Annotated in this window: 14 protein-coding genes; all 14 read right to left on the reverse strand. The window is 67.9% G+C overall.

Features of this window, described 5'->3' with window-relative positions:
- Positions 1-3: 3 nt before the first annotated feature.
- The 14 genes from lpxC to rsmH all read right to left on the reverse strand — a co-directional run bounded on the left by lpxC (position 4) and on the right by rsmH (position 17,887).
- Entirely contained in the window at positions 4-927 is a 924-nt protein-coding gene (gene lpxC, locus I6I07_RS02705; RefSeq protein WP_006392959.1) for a UDP-3-O-acyl-N-acetylglucosamine deacetylase, read from the reverse strand.
- Between the two features lie 241 nt (positions 928-1,168).
- Positions 1,169-2,353 carry a cell division protein FtsZ gene (gene ftsZ / locus I6I07_RS02710; protein WP_006392958.1) on the reverse strand — a complete coding sequence of 395 codons (1,185 nt, stop codon included), beginning with the start codon at positions 2,351-2,353 and terminating at the stop codon, positions 1,169-1,171.
- 189 nt (positions 2,354-2,542) lie between these two features.
- Positions 2,543-3,769, reverse strand: coding sequence for a cell division protein FtsA (ftsA, locus tag I6I07_RS02715; RefSeq protein ID WP_006217473.1), 1,227 nt, complete (start codon positions 3,767-3,769; stop codon positions 2,543-2,545).
- Positions 3,770-3,773: 4 nt separating this feature from the next.
- Positions 3,774-4,598, reverse strand: a complete 825-nt coding sequence (locus tag I6I07_RS02720) for a cell division protein FtsQ/DivIB (protein ID WP_006392957.1) — start codon at positions 4,596-4,598, stop codon at positions 3,774-3,776.
- A gap of 12 nt (positions 4,599-4,610) precedes the next feature.
- Positions 4,611-5,561 carry a D-alanine--D-alanine ligase gene (locus I6I07_RS02725; protein ID WP_198485606.1) on the reverse strand — a complete coding sequence of 317 codons (951 nt, stop codon included), beginning with the start codon at positions 5,559-5,561 and terminating at the stop codon, positions 4,611-4,613.
- Positions 5,558-6,964, reverse strand: a complete 1,407-nt coding sequence (gene murC, locus I6I07_RS02730) for a UDP-N-acetylmuramate--L-alanine ligase (protein WP_198485607.1) — start codon at positions 6,962-6,964, stop codon at positions 5,558-5,560. Before murC ends, I6I07_RS02725 begins: the two co-directional genes overlap by 4 nt.
- On the reverse strand, positions 6,961-8,040 hold the full coding sequence (gene murG, locus I6I07_RS02735) for an undecaprenyldiphospho-muramoylpentapeptide beta-N-acetylglucosaminyltransferase (protein WP_198485608.1): 1,080 nt from the start codon (positions 8,038-8,040) through the stop codon (positions 6,961-6,963). Before murG ends, murC begins: the two co-directional genes overlap by 4 nt.
- Positions 8,037-9,230, reverse strand: a complete 1,194-nt coding sequence (gene ftsW, locus I6I07_RS02740) for a putative lipid II flippase FtsW (RefSeq protein WP_198485609.1) — start codon at positions 9,228-9,230, stop codon at positions 8,037-8,039. Before ftsW ends, murG begins: the two co-directional genes overlap by 4 nt.
- Complete coding sequence (murD, locus tag I6I07_RS02745; protein WP_198485610.1) at positions 9,227-10,759, reverse strand: UDP-N-acetylmuramoyl-L-alanine--D-glutamate ligase; 1,533 nt, start codon at positions 10,757-10,759, stop codon at positions 9,227-9,229. The genes ftsW and murD overlap by 4 nt, the downstream gene beginning before the upstream one ends.
- A complete protein-coding gene (gene mraY / locus I6I07_RS02750) occupies positions 10,756-11,925 on the reverse strand; it encodes a phospho-N-acetylmuramoyl-pentapeptide-transferase (RefSeq protein ID WP_006392951.1) in 1,170 nt (389 codons plus the stop codon). The genes murD and mraY overlap by 4 nt, the downstream gene beginning before the upstream one ends.
- Complete coding sequence (gene murF / locus I6I07_RS02755) at positions 11,915-14,779, reverse strand: bifunctional UDP-N-acetylmuramoyl-L-alanyl-D-glutamate--2,6-diaminopimelate ligase MurE/UDP-N-acetylmuramoyl-tripeptide--D-alanyl-D-alanine ligase MurF (protein WP_198485611.1); 2,865 nt, start codon at positions 14,777-14,779, stop codon at positions 11,915-11,917. The genes mraY and murF overlap by 11 nt, the downstream gene beginning before the upstream one ends.
- Positions 14,776-16,503, reverse strand: coding sequence for a peptidoglycan D,D-transpeptidase FtsI family protein (locus tag I6I07_RS02760; RefSeq protein WP_198485612.1), 1,728 nt, complete (start codon positions 16,501-16,503; stop codon positions 14,776-14,778). The genes murF and I6I07_RS02760 overlap by 4 nt, the downstream gene beginning before the upstream one ends.
- Positions 16,500-16,790 (reverse strand): cell division protein FtsL, encoded by a 291-nt coding sequence (gene ftsL, locus I6I07_RS02765; protein ID WP_006392948.1) that lies wholly within the window; start codon positions 16,788-16,790, stop codon positions 16,500-16,502. Before ftsL ends, I6I07_RS02760 begins: the two co-directional genes overlap by 4 nt.
- Positions 16,790-17,887: a 16S rRNA (cytosine(1402)-N(4))-methyltransferase RsmH gene (rsmH, locus tag I6I07_RS02770; protein WP_198485613.1), complete on the reverse strand. Its 1,098-nt coding sequence runs from the start codon at positions 17,885-17,887 to the stop codon at positions 16,790-16,792. The genes ftsL and rsmH overlap by 1 nt, the downstream gene beginning before the upstream one ends.
- Positions 17,888-17,891 lie beyond the last annotated feature (4 nt).

The raw sequence follows: 17,891 nt of genomic DNA on the forward strand, positions 1-17,891 counted from the left end.
GCCTCAGGCCAGCTGCCATTCGTGCCGGAACGCCTGCGGCGCCTCGGCTTGCGATTCGTAGGTCACCATTTCCCAGGCGTCGCGCTGCGCCAGCAGCGCGCGCGCCAGCTGGTTGTTCAGCGCGTGGCCCGACTTGCATGCCACGTAGCGCGCCACCAGCGGCTTGCCCAGCAGATACAGGTCGCCGATGGCGTCCAGGATCTTGTGCTTCACGAATTCGTCGTCGTAGCGCAGGCCGTCGCTGTTCAACACGCGGTATTCGTCCATGACGATGGCGTTGTCCAGGCTGCCGCCGCGGGCCAGGCCCATCGAGCGCAGCGCCTCGACTTCGTTGACGAAGCCGAAGGTGCGGGCGCGCGCGATCTCGCGCACGTACGAATGGGTGGCGAAATCGATTTCAGCGAAATTCGCGGTCGAGTCGATGGCGGGGTGGCGAAAGTCGATCGAGAAGGCCAGCGCGTACCCTTCGTGGGGTTCGAGCCGGGCCCATTTCTCGTTGCGGCCTTCGCCCTCGCGCACTTCCACCGTCTTCAACACACGGATGAATTGCTTCGGCGCGTTCTGCTCGACGATGCCCGCCGAGCGCAACAGGTACACGAAGGTTGCCGCACTGCCGTCCATGATGGGGACTTCTTCGGCAGTGAGGTCGATATGCAGGTTGTCAATGCCCAGGCCGGCCAGCGCCGACATGAGATGCTCCACCGTGGAGACGCGGACGTTGCCCTGCTGCAGGACGGACGCCATGCGCGTATCGCCCACGCCAGTGGCCTGCGCGGGCAGGTCGACGACTTCGGGCAGATCGACGCGGTGGAACACGATGCCCGTATTGGGCGCTGCCGGACGCAGGGTGAGCTCGACCCGCCGTCCGGAGTGGACGCCGACGCCTGTCGTGCGGACGAGATTCTGAATGCTGCGCTGTCGGAACATGAGACTAAGGTATTTTGAGCCAGGAAGCCGACAAGATGACAAGAGATTGCCGGCGTAACTGACGTATTGTAACTCTGTCCGGTTCTCAACGCCATCAAGGCGTCAGGACCGACCGATAAAACCGTCCCCTATTCAAAGCCGTGCAAGGGAAACACGGGCCGCTCCGCCTCCGGCTTGCCTGCGGGGACAGGCAAGCCGGAGATGAGGGAGTGCATGTAGAGCCTGAAACCAGGCTCCAGGTTCAATCCGCCTGCTTACGCAGGAAAGCCGGGATGTCGAAATGATCCATGCCCGAGCTTTCCAGCGCGCGCACCTGGGCCGACGCCTGGCTGCGCGGGTTGCGCATGACAGACGGCATGTCCAGATTGCGGTAATCACCCTGACCGGCGGCCGGCATCGTGCCCATGGGCATGTTGTCGGTGCCGGTGCGCAGCACTTCAGCGGTGGTCTGCACCAGTTGCGGACGCGCCTGCGCACGGCCCAGGCCGGTCGCAACCACGGTCACGCGCAGGTTTTCACCCATCGATTCGTCGTAGGCGGTGCCGAAGATCACGGTCGCGTCGTCCGAAGCGTAGCTGCGGATCGTTTCCATGATTTCGCGCGTTTCGCGCATCTTCAGCGAGCGGCTGGCGGTGATGTTGACCAGCACGCCGCGCGCGCCGTTCAGGTCCACGCCTTCCAGCAGCGGGCAGGCAATCGCGTGCTCGGCGGCGACGCGGGCGCGGTCAGCGCCCGAAGCCGATGCCGTGCCCATCATGGCCTGGCCCTGCTCGCCCATGATCGTCTTGACGTCTTCGAAGTCGACGTTGACGTTGCCTTCGACGTTGATGATTTCGGCGATACCCGCGCAAGCGTTGTGCAGGATGTCGTCGGCCGAACGGAAGCAGTCTTCCTGCGTCGCGTCCTCGTCCATCAGTTCATACAGGTTCTCGTTGAGCACCACGATGAGCGAATGCACGTGCTTGGCCAGTTCGGCGATGCCGTCCTCGGCCATCTTCAGGCGCTTGTTGCCTTCGAACGTGAAGGGCTTGGTGACCACGCCCACCGTCAGAATGCCCAGCTCCTTGGCGACTTCGGCCACGACCGGGCCTGCGCCCGTGCCGGTGCCGCCGCCCATGCCCGCGGTGATGAAGACCATGTGCGCGCCGTTCAGGGCGGCACGGATCTCTTCACGCGCGGTTTCGGCCGATGCGCGGCCTTGTTCGGGCTTGGCGCCCGCGCCCAGGCCGGTGCGGCCCAGACGGATCTGCACCGGGGCGTTGGTCGCCGCCAGTGCCTGCGCATCGGTGTTGGCGCAGATGAAATCCACGCCGTGCACGCCGCTGCGAATCATGTGCGCGACGGCATTGCCGCCCGCACCGCCCACACCAACGACCTTGATTACGGTCCCTTTGGTGTTGTTCTCAAGCATCTCAAAGTTCATCATGATGACTCCCTCACAAGTCCGATTTGCAAATCACAAAAATTCCCCAACAACCTATATTTTGTGAATCGCCTCAAAGCCGACGCCGACTGCTTTGGTCCGCAACGGGTTTGAGACGCCTCCCCTTTCTGGCCCGGCCCGCCCTACCGCTGCGGATCGTGCCAAGGAGCAGGCCCCAACCTGCCCCCCTCTTTAATTCATGAACCATTCCTTCATGCGCGCCAGCAGGCTCTTGAAATTGCCGGTCTGCGCGGCCACCTTGCGGCCACGCACGCGCTGCATGCGCGCTTCCTGCAGCAAGCCCATCACGGTCGAGAAGCGCGGATTGCGCATCACGTCGGCCAGGCTGCCTTCGTATTCGGGCACCGCCACGCGCACCGGCTTGAGGAACACGTCCTCGGCCAGTTCGATCATGCCGGGCAATTGCGCCGAGCCGCCGGTCAGCACCACGCCGGAAGCCAACAGGTCCTCGTAGCCGGAGTCGCGCACCACCTGCTGCACCAGCGTGAACAGTTCTTCGACGCGCGGCTCGATCACGGCGCCCAGCGCCTGGCGCTTGACCTGGCGCGGGCCGCGGTCGCCCAGGCCCGGCACTTCCACGGACTCGTCCGGGCTGGCCAGCACCTGCTTGGCCACGCCGTAGCGCAGCTTGATTTCCTCGGCATCGGGCGTCGGCGTGCGCAGCATGGCCGCGATGTCGTTGGTGATCTGGTCGCCGGCGATCGGCAGCACGGCGGTGTGGCGGATCGCGCCGCCGGTGAAGATCGCGACATCGGTGGTGCCGCCGCCGATGTCCACCAGCACGACGCCCAGTTCCTTTTCGTCGGCGGTCAGCACGGCCAGGCTCGACGCCAGCGGCTGCAGGATCAGGTCCTGCACTTCCAGGCCGCAGCGGCGCACGCACTTGACGATGTTCTGCGCGGCGCTGACGGCGCCGGTCACGATGTGCACGCGCACTTCCAGGCGCAGGCCGCTCATGCCGATGGGCTCGCGGATGTCTTCCTGGCCGTCGACGATGAACTCCTGCGTCAGCACGTGCAGCACCTGCTGGTCGGTCGGGATGTTCACCGCCTTGGCGGTCTCGATGACGCGGGCGACGTCGGTGGCGGTGACTTCCTTGTCCTTCACGGCGACCATGCCGCTGGAATTGAAGCTGCGGATATGGCTGCCGGCGATGCCGGTGTAGACGTCTCGGATCTTGCAATCTGCCATCAGCTCGGCTTCTTCAAGCGCGCGCTGAATCGAATTCACAGTGGTCTCGATATTGACGACCACGCCCTTGCGCATGCCGCGCGATTCATGCTGGCCGAGGCCGAGCACTTCGAATCGCCCTTCGGGCAGGATTTCAGCCACCACAGCCACCACCTTGCTGGTGCCGATATCGAGGGCGACGATAAGGTCCTTGATGTCACGGGTCATGGCGTTAGCGTTTCTTGGGAGGTTTCGGTGTGGATTTGGGTTTGTTTGCCGACGCGGGCAACGGGGCCAGCGCCAGAGCGAAACCATTGGGATAGCGCAGGTCCGCCTGCGTGATGGTGCGCCCTTCCAGGCGCCCCGCCACGGCGGGCCAGGCCTGCACAAAACGTTGAATGCGCGCCGCGAACGGCAGCGCGCCGGGCAGGCCGTGCGGATCCGGCGCGTCGGCGCCAGGATCGCGACCCAGGTCCAGCAGCATGCCGTTGGACAGCACCACGCGCCAGGCGTAGCGCGGACTCAGCTCCAGCTGCTTGACATGCATATCGAGCGGCGCGAACCAGCGCGCCAGTTCGGCGTAGCGTTGCACCACCAGCGACTCGGTGCCCTCGGGCCCGGAGAACTGCGGCAACACCGTCTCGTCGTCCACCTCGCCCGTGTTGGCCGTGAACGCCTCGCCCCAGGTGTTGATCATCTGGTTCTCGTTCCACAGCGCCAGCGGCTGCTGCTCCTCGATGCGCACGCGCAGCACATTGGGCCAGATCCGCCGCACGGTGGCGTGGCGCACCCACGGCACCGACTCGAAGATCTCGCGCGCGTCGTCCAGGTCCACCGTGAAGAAGTTGCCCTTGAAACGCCCCGCGATCGCCGCGCGCACCGCGCCCGGCGATACATAGTGCAGCTCGGTGTCCGGCGTCGACTCCAGCTCGATCGCCGACAGCGTGAAGTACGGACGCTGCGCCACCCACACCACGCCCGCCAGAAGCATGGCGCAGACCGCCAGCACGGCTAGCGTGTTGGCGATCAGGTTGGTCGTGCGAGCGTCGTTCCACACAGAATGTCCGGGTCAAGTATTGCGCGCGGCGCTGTGCAGCTTGCACGAAGCGTCGGCCAGGATCGCCACGCACAGCTCGGCATAGCTCATGCCGGTGGCGCGGGCCGCCATCGGCACCAGGGAATGGCCGGTCATGCCGGGCGAGGTATTCATTTCGAGCAGCCAGGGGCGGTTGTCGGCGTCCAGCATAAAGTCGGCGCGGCCCCAGCCTTCGCAGCCCAGCGCGCGATAGGCGCGCACCGCGATGTCGGCGACTGCCTCGGCCACGGCCGGCGGCAGCGTCGCCGGGCAGAAGTACTGCGTGTCGTCGGAGAAGTACTTGTGCTCGTAGTCGTAGTTGCCACCCGGCGCGGCGATCTCGATCACCGGCAGCGCGCGCGCGGTCTTGCCGCCGCCCAGGATCGCCACGGTCAGTTCGCGGCCCTGGATGAACTGCTCGGCCAGCACCTCGGCGTCGAACTTGGCGGCCAGCGCGTAGGCGTCCTTCATGTCGGAATAGCCCACCACCTTGGTGATGCCCACGGTCGACCCTTCATGCGGCGGCTTGATGATGAGCGGCAGGCTCAAGCGGTCCGGCACCAGGCGCAGCTCGGTGTCGGCGTCCAGCAATTCGAATTCCGGCGTGGGCAGGCCGTGCTGCAGCCACACGCGCTTGGTCATGGTCTTGTCCATGGCCAGCGCCGAGGCCAGCGGGCCGCTGCCGGTGTAGGGAATGCCCAGCAATTCCAGCGCGCCCTGGATCGAGCCGTCTTCGCCGAAGCGGCCATGCAGCGCGATGAACACGCGCTCGAAGCCCTCGGCGGCCAGCTCGGCCAGGCTGCGCTCGCCCGTGTCGAACAGGTGCGCGTCGACGCCGGCGCTCAACAGCGCCTGGTGCACGCCGGCCCCGGACATCAGGGACACTTCGCGCTCGGCGGAACGGCCGCCGTACAACACACCCACCTTGCCGAATTTCGCGCTCATGCCAATTCTCCAACTTGGGCCGGGACCTTGCTGATCGAGCCCGCCCCCATGACGATCACCACATCGCCGTCACGGACGAAATCGACCACCGCCTGCGGCAGTTCGGCCACGTCCTCGACGAACACCGGTTCGACCTTGCCGGCCACGCGCAGGGCGCGCGACAGGGCCCGGCCGTCGGCGGCCACCAGCGGCGGTTCGCCGGCGGAATAGACTTCGGTCAGCAACACCGCGTCGGCCGTGCCCAGCACGCGCACGAAATCCTCGAAACAGTCGCGGGTACGCGTGTAGCGGTGCGGCTGGAACGCCAGCACGATGCGGCGGTCGGGCCAGGCGCCGCGGGCGGCGGCCAGCGTGGCGGCCATTTCCACCGGGTGGTGGCCGTAGTCGTCGATCACCGTGAAGGTGCCGCCGCCATGCGCGGCCGGCACCGGGAATTCGCCCGTCTGCGTGAAGCGGCGGCCCACGCCCTTGAACGAGGCCAGCGCATCGCAGATGGCTTCATCGGCCACGCCCAGCTCGGTCGCCACGGCGATCGCCGCCAGCGCGTTGCGCACGTTGTGCAGGCCCGGCAGGTTCAGTTCCACCTGCAGCGGCGGCAGCAGCGTGTCGCGGTGGCTGCGTTGCACGTTGAAGCGCATGCGCGTGCCGTCCGCCCGCACCTCGTAGCCGCGCACCATCGCGTCTTCGTTCAGGCCGTAGGAGGTGATGGGACGCGACACGAACGGCATGATCTCGCGCACGTTGGCGTCGTCGGTACACAGCACCGCGCTGCCGTAGAACGGCAGGCGCTGGGTGAATTCAATGAACGCGCTCTTGAGGCGGGCCACGTCGTGGCCGTAGGTGTCCATGTGATCCGCGTCGATGTTGGTCACGATGGCCATCACCGGCAGCAGGTTCAGGAACGAGGCGTCGGATTCGTCGGCCTCGACCACGATGTAGTCGCCCTGCCCCAGGCGCGCATTGGCGCCGGCCGAATTCAGGCGGCCGCCAATCACGAAGGTCGGGTCCAGGTCGCCGGCGGCCAGGATGCTGGCCACCAGGCTGGTGGTGGTGGTCTTGCCATGCGTGCCGGCCACCGCGATGCCGCGCTTCAGGCGCATCAGCTCGGCCAGCATGATGGCGCGCGGCACCACCGGAATGCGCGCGGCGCGGGCCGCGATGACTTCGGGGTTGTCGCCCGCCACCGCGGTCGAGGTGACGATGGCGCCGGCGCCGGTGACGTTGCTGGCGACGTGGCCGATGGCGATGTTCACGCCCAGGCCGGCCAGGCGGCGCGTCACGGCCGACTCGTTCAGGTCGGAGCCGCTGATGGTGTAGCCCAGGTTGAGCAGCACCTCGGCGATGCCGCTCATGCCGGAACCGCCGATGCCTACGAAATGGATATGCTGGATTCTGTGTTTCATGATGAACGCCCCGCTGCTTGTTCACAGACGTCGGCGATATGCGCCGCCGCTTCCGGGTGCGCGTGCGCGCGGGCCCGTTCTGCGACGGCTTGCAGTTCTTGGCGGGAACGCTGGCCCAGCCAGTCCGCCAGCCACTCGGGGCTGAAGGCGTTCTGCGGCTGCAGCCATGCGGCCTGCGCGTCGCTCAGGAAGCGCGCGTTGGCGGTTTGATGGTCATCGATGGCATGGGGCAGCGGCACGAACAGCGCCGCGACGCCGACGGCGGCCACTTCGGACACCGTCATGGCGCCCGCGCGGCAGACCAGCAGGTCGGCATCGCCCATGGCGCCGGCCATGTCGTCGATGAAGGCGCGGCAGTCGGCCGCCACGCCCGCCTGGGCGTAGGCCTGCTGCAGCGCCGGCAAATGTTGTTCGCCGGCCTGGTGCACCACCACCGGACGGCTTTCCAGCGGCAGGCGCGCCAGCGCTTGCGGCACGGCGGTATTGAGCGCCTGGGCGCCCAGGCTGCCGCCCACCACCAGCAGCCGCAGCGGACCGCTGCGGGCGGCGTAGCGCTGCGCCGGGTCGGCCAGCGCGCACAGATCGGCGCGCACCGGGTTGCCCATGGCCTCGCCCTTGGGCAGCACGCCTGGGAACCCGCTCAGCACGCGGCGGGCCATCCTGGCCAGCCACTTGTTGGCGGTGCCGGCCACCGCATTCTGCTCGTGCACCACCAGCGGCGTGCCGCGCAGCGCGGCGATGACGCCGCCGGGGAAGGCGACATAGCCGCCCATGCCCAGCACCACGTCCGGACGCACCGACGACAGCCGCGCCCAGGCCTGGGCGAAAGCGCGCACCAGCAGGAACGGCAGTTTCAGCAGCGCGGCCGCGCCCTTGCCGCGCACGCCGGCGAAACGCAGCGGCACCAGTTCGATGCCGCGCGGCGGCACAAGCCGGCCTTCCATCTTGTCCGGATTGCCCAGCCACATCACGCGCCAGCCGCGCTGGCGCAGCACATCGGCCACGGCCAGGCCGGGCATGATGTGGCCGCCGGTGCCGCCGGCCATGATCAGGATGGTGCGCGACGACGCGGTCATACCCGTCCTCCGCGCATCATGATGCGGCTTTCCACATCCACCCGTATCAGCATGGCCAGGGCGCACAGGTTCATCACCACGCCCGAACCGCCATAGCTCATCAGCGGCAGCGTCAGGCCCTTGGTTGGCAGCAACCCCAGGCACACGCCCATGTTGATGAAGGCCTGCACGCCGAACCACATCGCCACGCCGTGCGCCACCAGGCCCGCGAACGTGCGTTCCATGGCGATGGCCTGGCGGCCGATGTCGAAACCGCGGTAGACGATGATGGCGAACAGCGTGATCACCAGCATCACGCCGGCGAAACCGAGTTCCTCGCCCACCACCGCCATCAGGAAGTCGGTATGCGCTTCGGGCAGGTAGTGCAATTTCTCGACGCTAGCGCCCAGGCCCACACCCAGCCACTCGCCGCGGCCCAGGGCGATCAGCGAATGCGACAGCTGGTAGGCGCTGCCGTAGGCGTTGTCTTCGTTCCAGGGATCCAGGTAGGCGAACAGGCGCGCGCGGCGCCACGGCGACAGCCAGATCAGCATCAGGAAGGTGCTGACCAGCACCGCCAGCAGGCTGCTGAAGTACTTGCCGTTGATGCCGCCCAGGAACAGGATGCCGATCGCGATCGCGACGATCACCATGAACGCGCCCAGGTCGGGCTCGAGCAGCAGCAGCATGCCGACGCCGGCCAGCGCGAACGCCATCGGCAGGAAGCCGCGGGCAAAGGCCTGCATGTGCTCCTGCTTGCGCACCGTGTAGTCGGCGGCATACAGCAGCGCGGCCAGCTTCATCAGTTCGGACGGCTGGAAATTCAGCGGACCCAGCGGAATCCAGCGATGCGCGCCGTTGACCTCGCGGCCGATGCCGGGCACCAGCACCGCCACCAGCAGCACCATCGCCACCACGAACAGCGGCACCGCCAGGCGTTGCCACACGCGGATCGGAATCGCCAGCACGACGGCGCCCGCCACCAGGCCGGCGGTGACGAACAGGCCGTGGCGGATCACGAAGTAATAGCGGCCATAGGAGGCATAGCGCGGGCCGTCGGCCAGCGCGATCGACGCCGAATACACCATCAGCAGGCCGAGCAGCAGCAAGGTCGACGCCGCAATCGCGAGCGGCATGTCGAAATTGCGCATGCGGGTACGGCCGGGCCGTACGGCGTTGACGCTGGCGGTGAGATCGGCGATCAGGCTCATGCCACCTCTCCCCGGTCGCGGGCCAGGTCTTCGACCTCTTCCACGAACACTTGCCCGCGATGCGGGTAATTGCGGAACATGTCCAGGCTGGCGCAGGCGGGCGACAGCAGCACCACGTCGCCGGCCTGGGCCAGTTCGGCGGCGCGGCGCACGGCGTCGCGCAGCGATTCCACGGCGATGCAGTCGACGCCGGTGTCGGCCAGCACGCGGCCGATTTCCGGGCCGTCCTGGCCGATCAGCAGCACCGCGCGCGCATGGCGCGACACCACCGGGATCAACGGCGAGAAGTCCTGGCCCTTGCCCTGGCCGCCGGCGATCAGCACCACCGGCTGGCCCATGCCCTCGAGCGCGGCCACGGTGGCGCCGACGTTGGTGCCCTTGCTGTCATTGATGTAGTCGACGCCGCCGATATTGCGCACAAAGGCGGCGCGATGCGGTTCGCCCGCGTACTCGCGCAGGGCGCGCAGCATGGCGCCCCAGCCCAGGTCCAGGCAGCGCGCCAGTTGCAGCGCGGCCAGCGCGTTCAAGGCATTGTGGATGCCGCGGATGCGCAGCGCGTCGACCGGCATCAGGCGGCTCATGCGGCCCTTGGCGCGCACCGGCTCGGGCGCGTCCTTCTTGCGGCGCACGGGCGCCACCGGCTCGTCGAAATCGACCGGTTCGGCCGCGACCAGCCAGGCCACGCCCTGGCCCAGTTCCAGGCCCATGTCGCCGACCAGCGCCGGCACGTCACGGCCGAAACTGCGCACGGGCATGGCATCCAGCGACGGCACCATGTCCACGGTATATGGATCGTCGCGATTGACGATGGCGATGCGCGCCATCTTCAGCAGGCGCGCCTTGGCGCGGGCATAGGCATCCATGCCGCCGTGCCAGTCCAGATGGTCCTGCGTCACGTTGAGCACGACGGCGGCATCGGCCATCAGCGTGTGCGTGGTCTCGAGCTGAAAGCTCGACAGCTCCAGCACCCACACCTGCGGCAGGTCGTCGGCGTCCAGCGCCCCCATCAGCGCGGTCAGCGCGGCCGGGCTGATGTTGCCCGCGGCCAGCACCGACAGGCCGCTAGCCTGCACCAGGTCGCGCGTCAGCGCGGTGACGGTGGTCTTGCCGTTGGTGCCGGTCACGGCCAGCACCCGCGGACGGTATTCACGGGTCTCGGCCAGCTCGACCAGGGCCCGCGCAAACAACTCCATCTCGCCGATGACTTCGATGCCGCGGGCCTTGGCCTCGCGCAGCAGATCGCCGGCCGGCGCGCCTTCGGGCGCCAGTCCCGGGCTGATGACGACCTGATCCACGCCGTCCAGCAGCGCGACATCGAAGGACGTCTCGCAGCCCAGGCGGTATTCCACCTCGGCCTGCGCCAGCGCATCGCGCAGCGCGGACAGGCCACCCGGCTCCGCGCGCGTGTCGGCCACACGCAGGCGGGCGCCCTGGCGGGCGCTCCAGCGTGCGGCGGCGACACCCGACTCGCCCAATCCGAGGATCAGGACGAGCGGCGCATCGGCGCGGGAGGTTTCCATCGTATTCATCGCAACTTCAGGGTTGAGAGGCCAATCAGCACCAGCATCATGCTGATGATCCAGAAACGCACGACCACCTGGGTTTCCTTCCAGCCGCCCACTTCGAAGTGATGATGCAGCGGAGCCATGCGGAATATGCGTCTACCTGTTCCATAACGTCGCTTGGTGTACTTGAACCACGTCACCTGGATCATCACCGACAGGGTCTCGACCACGAACACGCCGCCCATGATGAACAGCACGATTTCCTGGCGCACGATGACCGCGATGGTGCCCAGCGCGCCGCCCAGCGCCAGCGCGCCGACGTCACCCATGAAGACCTGCGCCGGATACGCGTTGAACCATAAAAATGCCAGCCCCGCGCCGCCGATCGCCGCGCACAACACCATCAATTCCGATGCGCCGGGGATGTACGGGAACAGCAGGTACTTCGAATAGTCGACACGGCCGACCACGTAGGCGAAGATGCCGAGCGCGCTGCCGACCATCACGGTGGGCATGATCGCCAGGCCATCCAGGCCGTCGGTCAGGTTGACGGCGTTGCTGGTGCCGACGATCACGGCCCAGGTCAGCGCCACGAAGCCGAGCACGCCCAGCGGATAGCTGACGGTCTTGAAGAACGGCACGATCAGGTCGGCGCGCGTCGGCAACGACATCGTGAAGCCGCTGCCCACCCAGGCCTTGAAGAGCGGCCACAGTTCGGTGTTGGCGGGCGCCGACACGGCGAACGCCAGATAGACCGCGGCCACCAGGCCGATGGTCGCCTGCCAGAAGAACTTCTGGCGCGCCGGCATGCCTTCCGGATCGCGATAGACCACCTTGCGGTAATCGTCCATCCAGCCGATCCAGCCGAAGCCGAACGTCACCAGCAGCACCACCCACACGAAACGGTTGGTCCAGTCGGCCCACAGCAGCGTGCTGATGGCGATGGAAATCAGGATCAGCACGCCGCCCATGGTCGGAGTGCCGGTCTTGACCAGGTGGGTTTCCGGACCGTACGAGCGCACGGCCTGGCCGATTTTCATCTCGGTCAGCTTGCGGATCACGCGCGGGCCGGCCACCAGGCCGATCAGCAGCGCCGTGGCGCACGCCAGCACCGCGCGCAGCGTGATGTACTCGAACACGCCCAGCGCGCGCACATCATCGGAAAGCAGACGGGCGATCTCAAGCAGCATGGTTGTCCCCCTGCCCCTTGGACGCTTGTCCGTCATTGGAAATAAAAGCCGTCACTACCCGCTCCATGCGCATAAAGCGCGATCCCTTTATCAATACGCAGGACGCGCGCAGGCCGCGCAATGCGGCAACGACTTCGTCTACCGATGCGCAGGCGTGCGCGCCCGTGCCGTAGGCGGCCGCGGCCGCCCGGCTGGCATCGCCTAGCGTGATGAGCGCGTCGAGGCCAAGCTCGCGCGCGTAATTGCCCACCTCTTCATGCATGGCGGGGCCGTTGTCCCCGACCTCGCCCATGTCGCCCAGCACCAGGACACGCGTGCCGGCCATGCGGGCCAGCACATCGATGGCCACGCGAACCGAGTCGGGGTTGGCATTGTAGGTGTCATCGATGAGCAACGTCCCGTCACTCAATTTCTTGTACTGCATGCGGCCCGCGACCGGGCTGAAGCCGGCGAGCGCGCGCACGGCGACCTCCAGCGGCGCCCCCGCGGCGATGGCGCTGGCGATCGCCGCCAACGCATTGCGCAGGTTGTGCACGCCGGGCACCGGCAGCGTCAGGTCGGCGCTGCCCACCGGCGTCACCACGCGGCAGCGCGTCGAATCGACGTCCGCCAGGATCTGCTCGGCATAGACATCCAGACCGGGCTGCAGGCCAAAGCGCAGCGTGCGGCGCGGCGCGGCCAGCTTGTCCCAGATCGCCGCGTAGGGTTCGTCGCCGGGATAGACGGCCACGCCGTCCGCCGGCAGCGCCGTGATGGCGGCGCCGTTTTCCAGCGCCACCGCTTCCACGGTGTGCATGAATTCCTGGTGCTCGCGCTGGGCATTGGTCACCAGCGCCACGCTCGGCGCCGCGATGGCGGCCAGCTGGGCGATCTCGCCCGGATGGTTCATGCCGAGCTCGAACACGGCGGCGCGATGTTCCGGGCGCAGGCGCAGCAGCGTCAGCGGCACGCCGATGTCGTTGTTCAGGTTGCCCGCCGTCGCCAGGCGACCCGTCTCGCCGCGCCAACCCGCCAGCATGGCCGAGATCATTTCCTTGGTGGTGGTCTTGCCGTTGCTACCCGTCACCGCCACCACCGGCAGCGTGAAGCGGGCGCGCCAGGCGGCGCCGATGCGCATCAGCGCCACGCGGGTATCGCCCAGCACCAGTTGCGGCAGGCTCGAATCCGGCACGGGATGCGCGACCACCGCAGCGCAGGCGCCACGCTCGGCGGCCTGGTCCAGGTAGTTGTGGGCGTCGAAGTTGTCGCCCGCCAGCGCCACGAACAACTCGCCGGCGCCGATGCGCCGCGTGTCCGTCGAGATGCCCTTGACCAGCGGCAGCAGCAGCGCCAGCCGCGCCCATTCGCGGTCGTCGAACGGCAGTTTCTCGCCGCCGATGTCCTGGTAGGTTTCGTGGCCCTTGCCCGCCAGCAGCACCACGTCTTCAGGCGCGCTGGCCCAGACGGTCTGCATGATGGCGCGGGCGCGGTCGACCTGGACCTCGGCGCCGGCCCCGGCCGGGATGCCCGCCAGGATCTGCGCCACGATGGCTTCGGGCGATTCGCTGCGGGGGTTGTCGCTCGACACCACCACGTGGTCGGCCAGCTCGGCGGCAATACGGCCCATCTCCGGACGCTTGCCCGGATCGCGCTCGCCGCCGCAACCGAACACGCACACCAGGCGGCCGGCGCGCGCCTGCGCCACCGGGCGCAGCGCGGCCAGTGCGCGTGCCAGCGCATCGGGCGTGTGGGCATAGTCGACCACCACCAGCGCGCCGCGGCCGGCGTTGGCCTGGGTGCTGGTGGCAACGGGTTCCACCGTCTGCAGGCGGCCATCGACCGGGTCGGTCGCGGCCAGCTCGCGCGCGATCTGCGCGAACGGCAGGCCCAGCTTGTACAGCACGCCGGCAACCAGCAGCAGGTTCGAGACGTTGTGCGCCCCCAGCAGACGCGTCACGATCTGCGCCTCGCCATGCGGCGACACCAGGGTGAAGATCTGGCCTTGGGCGGTGGCTTGCAGGTCACGCGCGCGCATCGCGGCGGGAATCGCGGGATCCGCGCTCAGGCTGTAGCCCATCACCGACAGGTCCGACGGCAGCGAGGCGATCAGGCGGCGGCCGGCCTCGTCGTCGGCGTTCACCACCGCGGCGCTCAGGCCCGGCCAACGGAACAGGCGCGCCTTGGCGGCCTCGTAGCGTTCCATGGTGCCGTGATAGTCGAGATGATCGCGGGTCAGGTTGGTGTAGGCGGCCAGCGCCACCCGCACGCCGTCCATGCGGCCCTGCTCGATACCGATCGACGACGCTTCCATCGCCACCGCCTTGGCGCCGGCGTCGCGCATGGCGGCCAGCAGGCGGTGCACGGTCAGCACGTCGGGGGTCGTGAGGCTGCCGCCCAGCGTCTGCCCGTCCGGCAGCACGGCGCCCAGGGTGCCGATGGTGCCGCAGGGCTTGTCGTTGCGGCCCAGCGCGTGGGCGATCCATTGCACCGACGAGGTCTTGCCGTTGGTGCCGGTCACGGCCACCACGGCCAGCGCCGACGACGGCCGGCCGTACCAGGTGTCGCCCAGTTCGCCCAGCAGGGCGCGCAGGCCGGTCACCGGCAGCATCGGCGTATCGCCAGCGGCGGCCGCGGCCTCGATGGCTTCGGTGGCGGGCGCTTCGAACAATACCGCGCTGGCGCCCAGCGCCAACGCCTTCTCTATATATAGACGGCCATCGCTGGCCAGCCCGGGGCAGGCGACGAATACGTCGCCCGGCTCGATCTCGCGGGAGTCCAGCTTCAGGTGCGCGGTCAGCGACACGCGCGAATGCAACCACGCCACGGCTTGTTCGACCGTGGCGGCGGGGGATGAGAGGAAGCCTTTGGCGCTCATCTGCCTGGCTCCTTGATACCGGCAACAATAGTGGATTCGAAGGGTGCGTCCGGTCGCACCCCCATCAGCCGCAGACTCCCGCCGACGATATGGGAGAACACGGGTGCGGCGATCGCGCCGCCGTAATAGCCGCCGACCGTGGGCTCGTCGATCGAGACGGCCACCACGATCCTGGGATCGGACACCGGCGCAAAGCCCACGTACGAGCTGCGGTAGCGCTGCATGCTGTACTTGCCGTCGACGATCTTGCGCGCGGTGCCGCTCTTGCCGGCCACGCGGTAGCCCTGGACCTGGGCGGCCTTGGTGCCTTCCGGACCGGCGGCCGCTTCCAGCATGCCGCGCACCAGCGCGGTGGTCTTGGGCGTATAGATCTTGACGCTGGTCGGATCGCTGTCGCGCTTGACCAGGGTCAGCGACACCATGTCGCCGTTGCGGGCGAACACGGTGTAGGCGCGCGCCACCTGCAGCAGCGACACCGACAGGCCGTAGCCATAGGCCATGGTGGCCTTCTCGATCAGGCGCCAGCGGTCCCACGGACGCAGGCGGCCGGGTGCCGCGCCGGGGAATCCCACCTGCGGCGCCTGGCCGAGGCCCAATTCGGTAAAGCGATCCCACATTTCACGGGATTCCAGCTTCTCGGAGATCATCGTCATGCCGATGTTGCTGGACTTGCGCAGCACGCCGGCCACGTCCAGCGTGCCGTTACGGCTGACGTCGCTGATCGTGCTGCCCTGGTAGGTGAAACGGCCGTTGCCGGTCTCGAACAGGGTCGAGGTCGTGATGCGGCCCAGGTCCAGCGCCAGCGCGGCGGTGAACGGCTTCATGATCGAGCCGGGCTCGAACGTGTCGGTGATGGCCTGGTTGCGCAGGTTGGCGCCGTGGAAGGTCTCGCGCTTGTTCGGATCGAAGGTCGGCACGTTGGCCAGCGCCAGGATCTCGCCGGTGTGGACGTCCACGACCACGGCGGTGGCGCCCTTGGCCTGGTGCTTGTCCATGGCGTCCTTCAGCTCCTTGAACACCAGGTACTGCAGGCGGGTATCGATCGACAGGCGCAGATCGCGGCCATCCACCGGCAGCGTCACGGCCTGCACGTCCTCGATGACGCGGCCCAGCCGGTCCTTGATGACGCGGCGGCTGCCCGGGCGGCCCGACAACTGCTGGTTGAAAGTCAGCTCGACGCCTTCCTGGCCCTGGTCCTCGACGCTGTTGAAACCCACCACGTGGGCCATCACGTCGCCGTCCGGGTAGTAGCGGCGGGTCTCGGGCTGCTGGTGCACGCCGGGCAGGCCGAGCTGCTTGATCTTGTCGGCCACGTCCATCGAGACCTGACGCTTCAGGTAGACGAAATTCTTGTCTTCCTCGACCCGGCGGCGCAGGTCGGCGATCGGAGTCTCGAGCAGCTTGGCCAGCGAATCCAGCTGGCTGGCCGTGGCCTGCTTCAGGTCTTCGGGAATGGCCCAGATGGCGCGCGCCGGCACGCTGGATGCCAGCACCGCGCCATTGCGGTCCATGATCTTGCCGCGCGTGGCGGACAGCGTCAGGGTGCGCTCGTAGCGGCGCTCGCCCTGCTGCTGCAGGAATTCGGTGGACAGCCCCTGCAGGAACAGCGCGCGGCCGGCCAGCACCGTGAAGCCGCCGAACAGCAGGATCAGCACCAGGCGCGCGCGCCAGGTGGGCAACTGGCCGCGCAGCACCGGATTGTCGAAGAACGGAACGCGCTTCATTGGGCGCCTCCATTGGCCGGCACCGGCGCCTGGTTCAGGTAGAGCGTGCGGTCAGGCACGATGGGAATCATCTTCAGGCTGTCGCGCGCGATCACGTCGACCCGCGCGTTGCGCGCCAGCTCGGCGCGTTCCAGCTGCAAACGCCGCCAGTTGGTTTCCAGGTCGCGCGCCTGCGCCTGATCGCGGCCCAGCTCGACGAAGAGCTGGCGCGACTGATACCGGCTGGTGACCAGGGAAATGGCCGACAGCATCAGCAAAGCCGCAACGATCAGGTTGACGCGACCCATCAGCGGCGCCCTCCCTTGCCGCCGCGGCGAGGCGGCGGAGCCAGATCGCTGCCGGGCAGCGAACCGATTTTCACGAAGGCCATGCCGCCCTCGGCGGGCAAGGGCGTGACGGTACGCTCGGCGACGCGCAGCACCGCCGAACGGGCGCGCGCATTGGCCGAGACTTCATCGTCTTCGGCCAGCACGCGTCCCAGGGAACGCAGGACCGGCTGGGGCATTTCGCTTTCGCGCAGGGGCAGGCGCGCATGCGCGGCAGCCGGACGAGCCGCCGCCGCGATGCACTGCTTGACCATGCGGTCTTCAAGCGAATGAAAGCTGATCACCGCCAACCTCCCCCCTGGGGCAAGCAGGTCTAGAGCTGACGCGAGGGTGCGCGCGAGCTCTTCGAGTTCCCGATTGATGTAAATCCGTAGAGCTTGAAAGGTGCGTGTGGCCGGATGCTGCCCCTTTTCGCGCGTGCGGACGGCGCTGGCGACGCACTCGGCAAGTTCGAGCGTGGTGCGCAGCGGCCTTGTTGCGCGGCGAGCAGCAATCGCCTTTGCAACCTGAAAAGCAAACCGTTCTTCGCCATAATCCGCTATGACCTCCCGCATCTCATCCACACTGGCTTGCGCCAGCCAATCCGCCACCGTGGGTCCACGAGTGGTGTCCATCCGCATGTCGAGCGGCCCGTCCCGCATGAACGAGAAACCGCGCTCGGCATCATCGATCTGAGGCGACGACACGCCCAGATCCAGCATCACGCCATCGACCTTCTCGATGCCGAGCTGCCGCAATTCTTCGGCCATGGTGGCAAAGCCGCCATGCACCACCGTCACCCGGGCGTCCGCTGTCGCCAACGCATTGGCTACCGCGATCGCCTCGGGATCCTTGTCGAACACCACCAGGCGCGCCGCCGGGCCCAGGCGACCAAGCAGCTCGCGGCTGTGACCGCCGCGACCAAAGGTGCCGTCCACGAAGACGCCGCGTTCCGCTCGCGTAGCCGCGGCTGGCTCGTCGCCGGGCTGCGACCGTGCCGCGCCCTTGCCGCCGAAATCGGCCAGCAACAGCGCGTCCACCGTCGGCTCCAGCAGGACGGGCCGATGTTCGAATTCCATAACT

The organism is Achromobacter deleyi (assembly GCF_016127315.1).
In the GTDB taxonomy this organism is placed as follows: Bacteria; Pseudomonadota; Gammaproteobacteria; order Burkholderiales; family Burkholderiaceae_B; genus Achromobacter; species Achromobacter insuavis_A.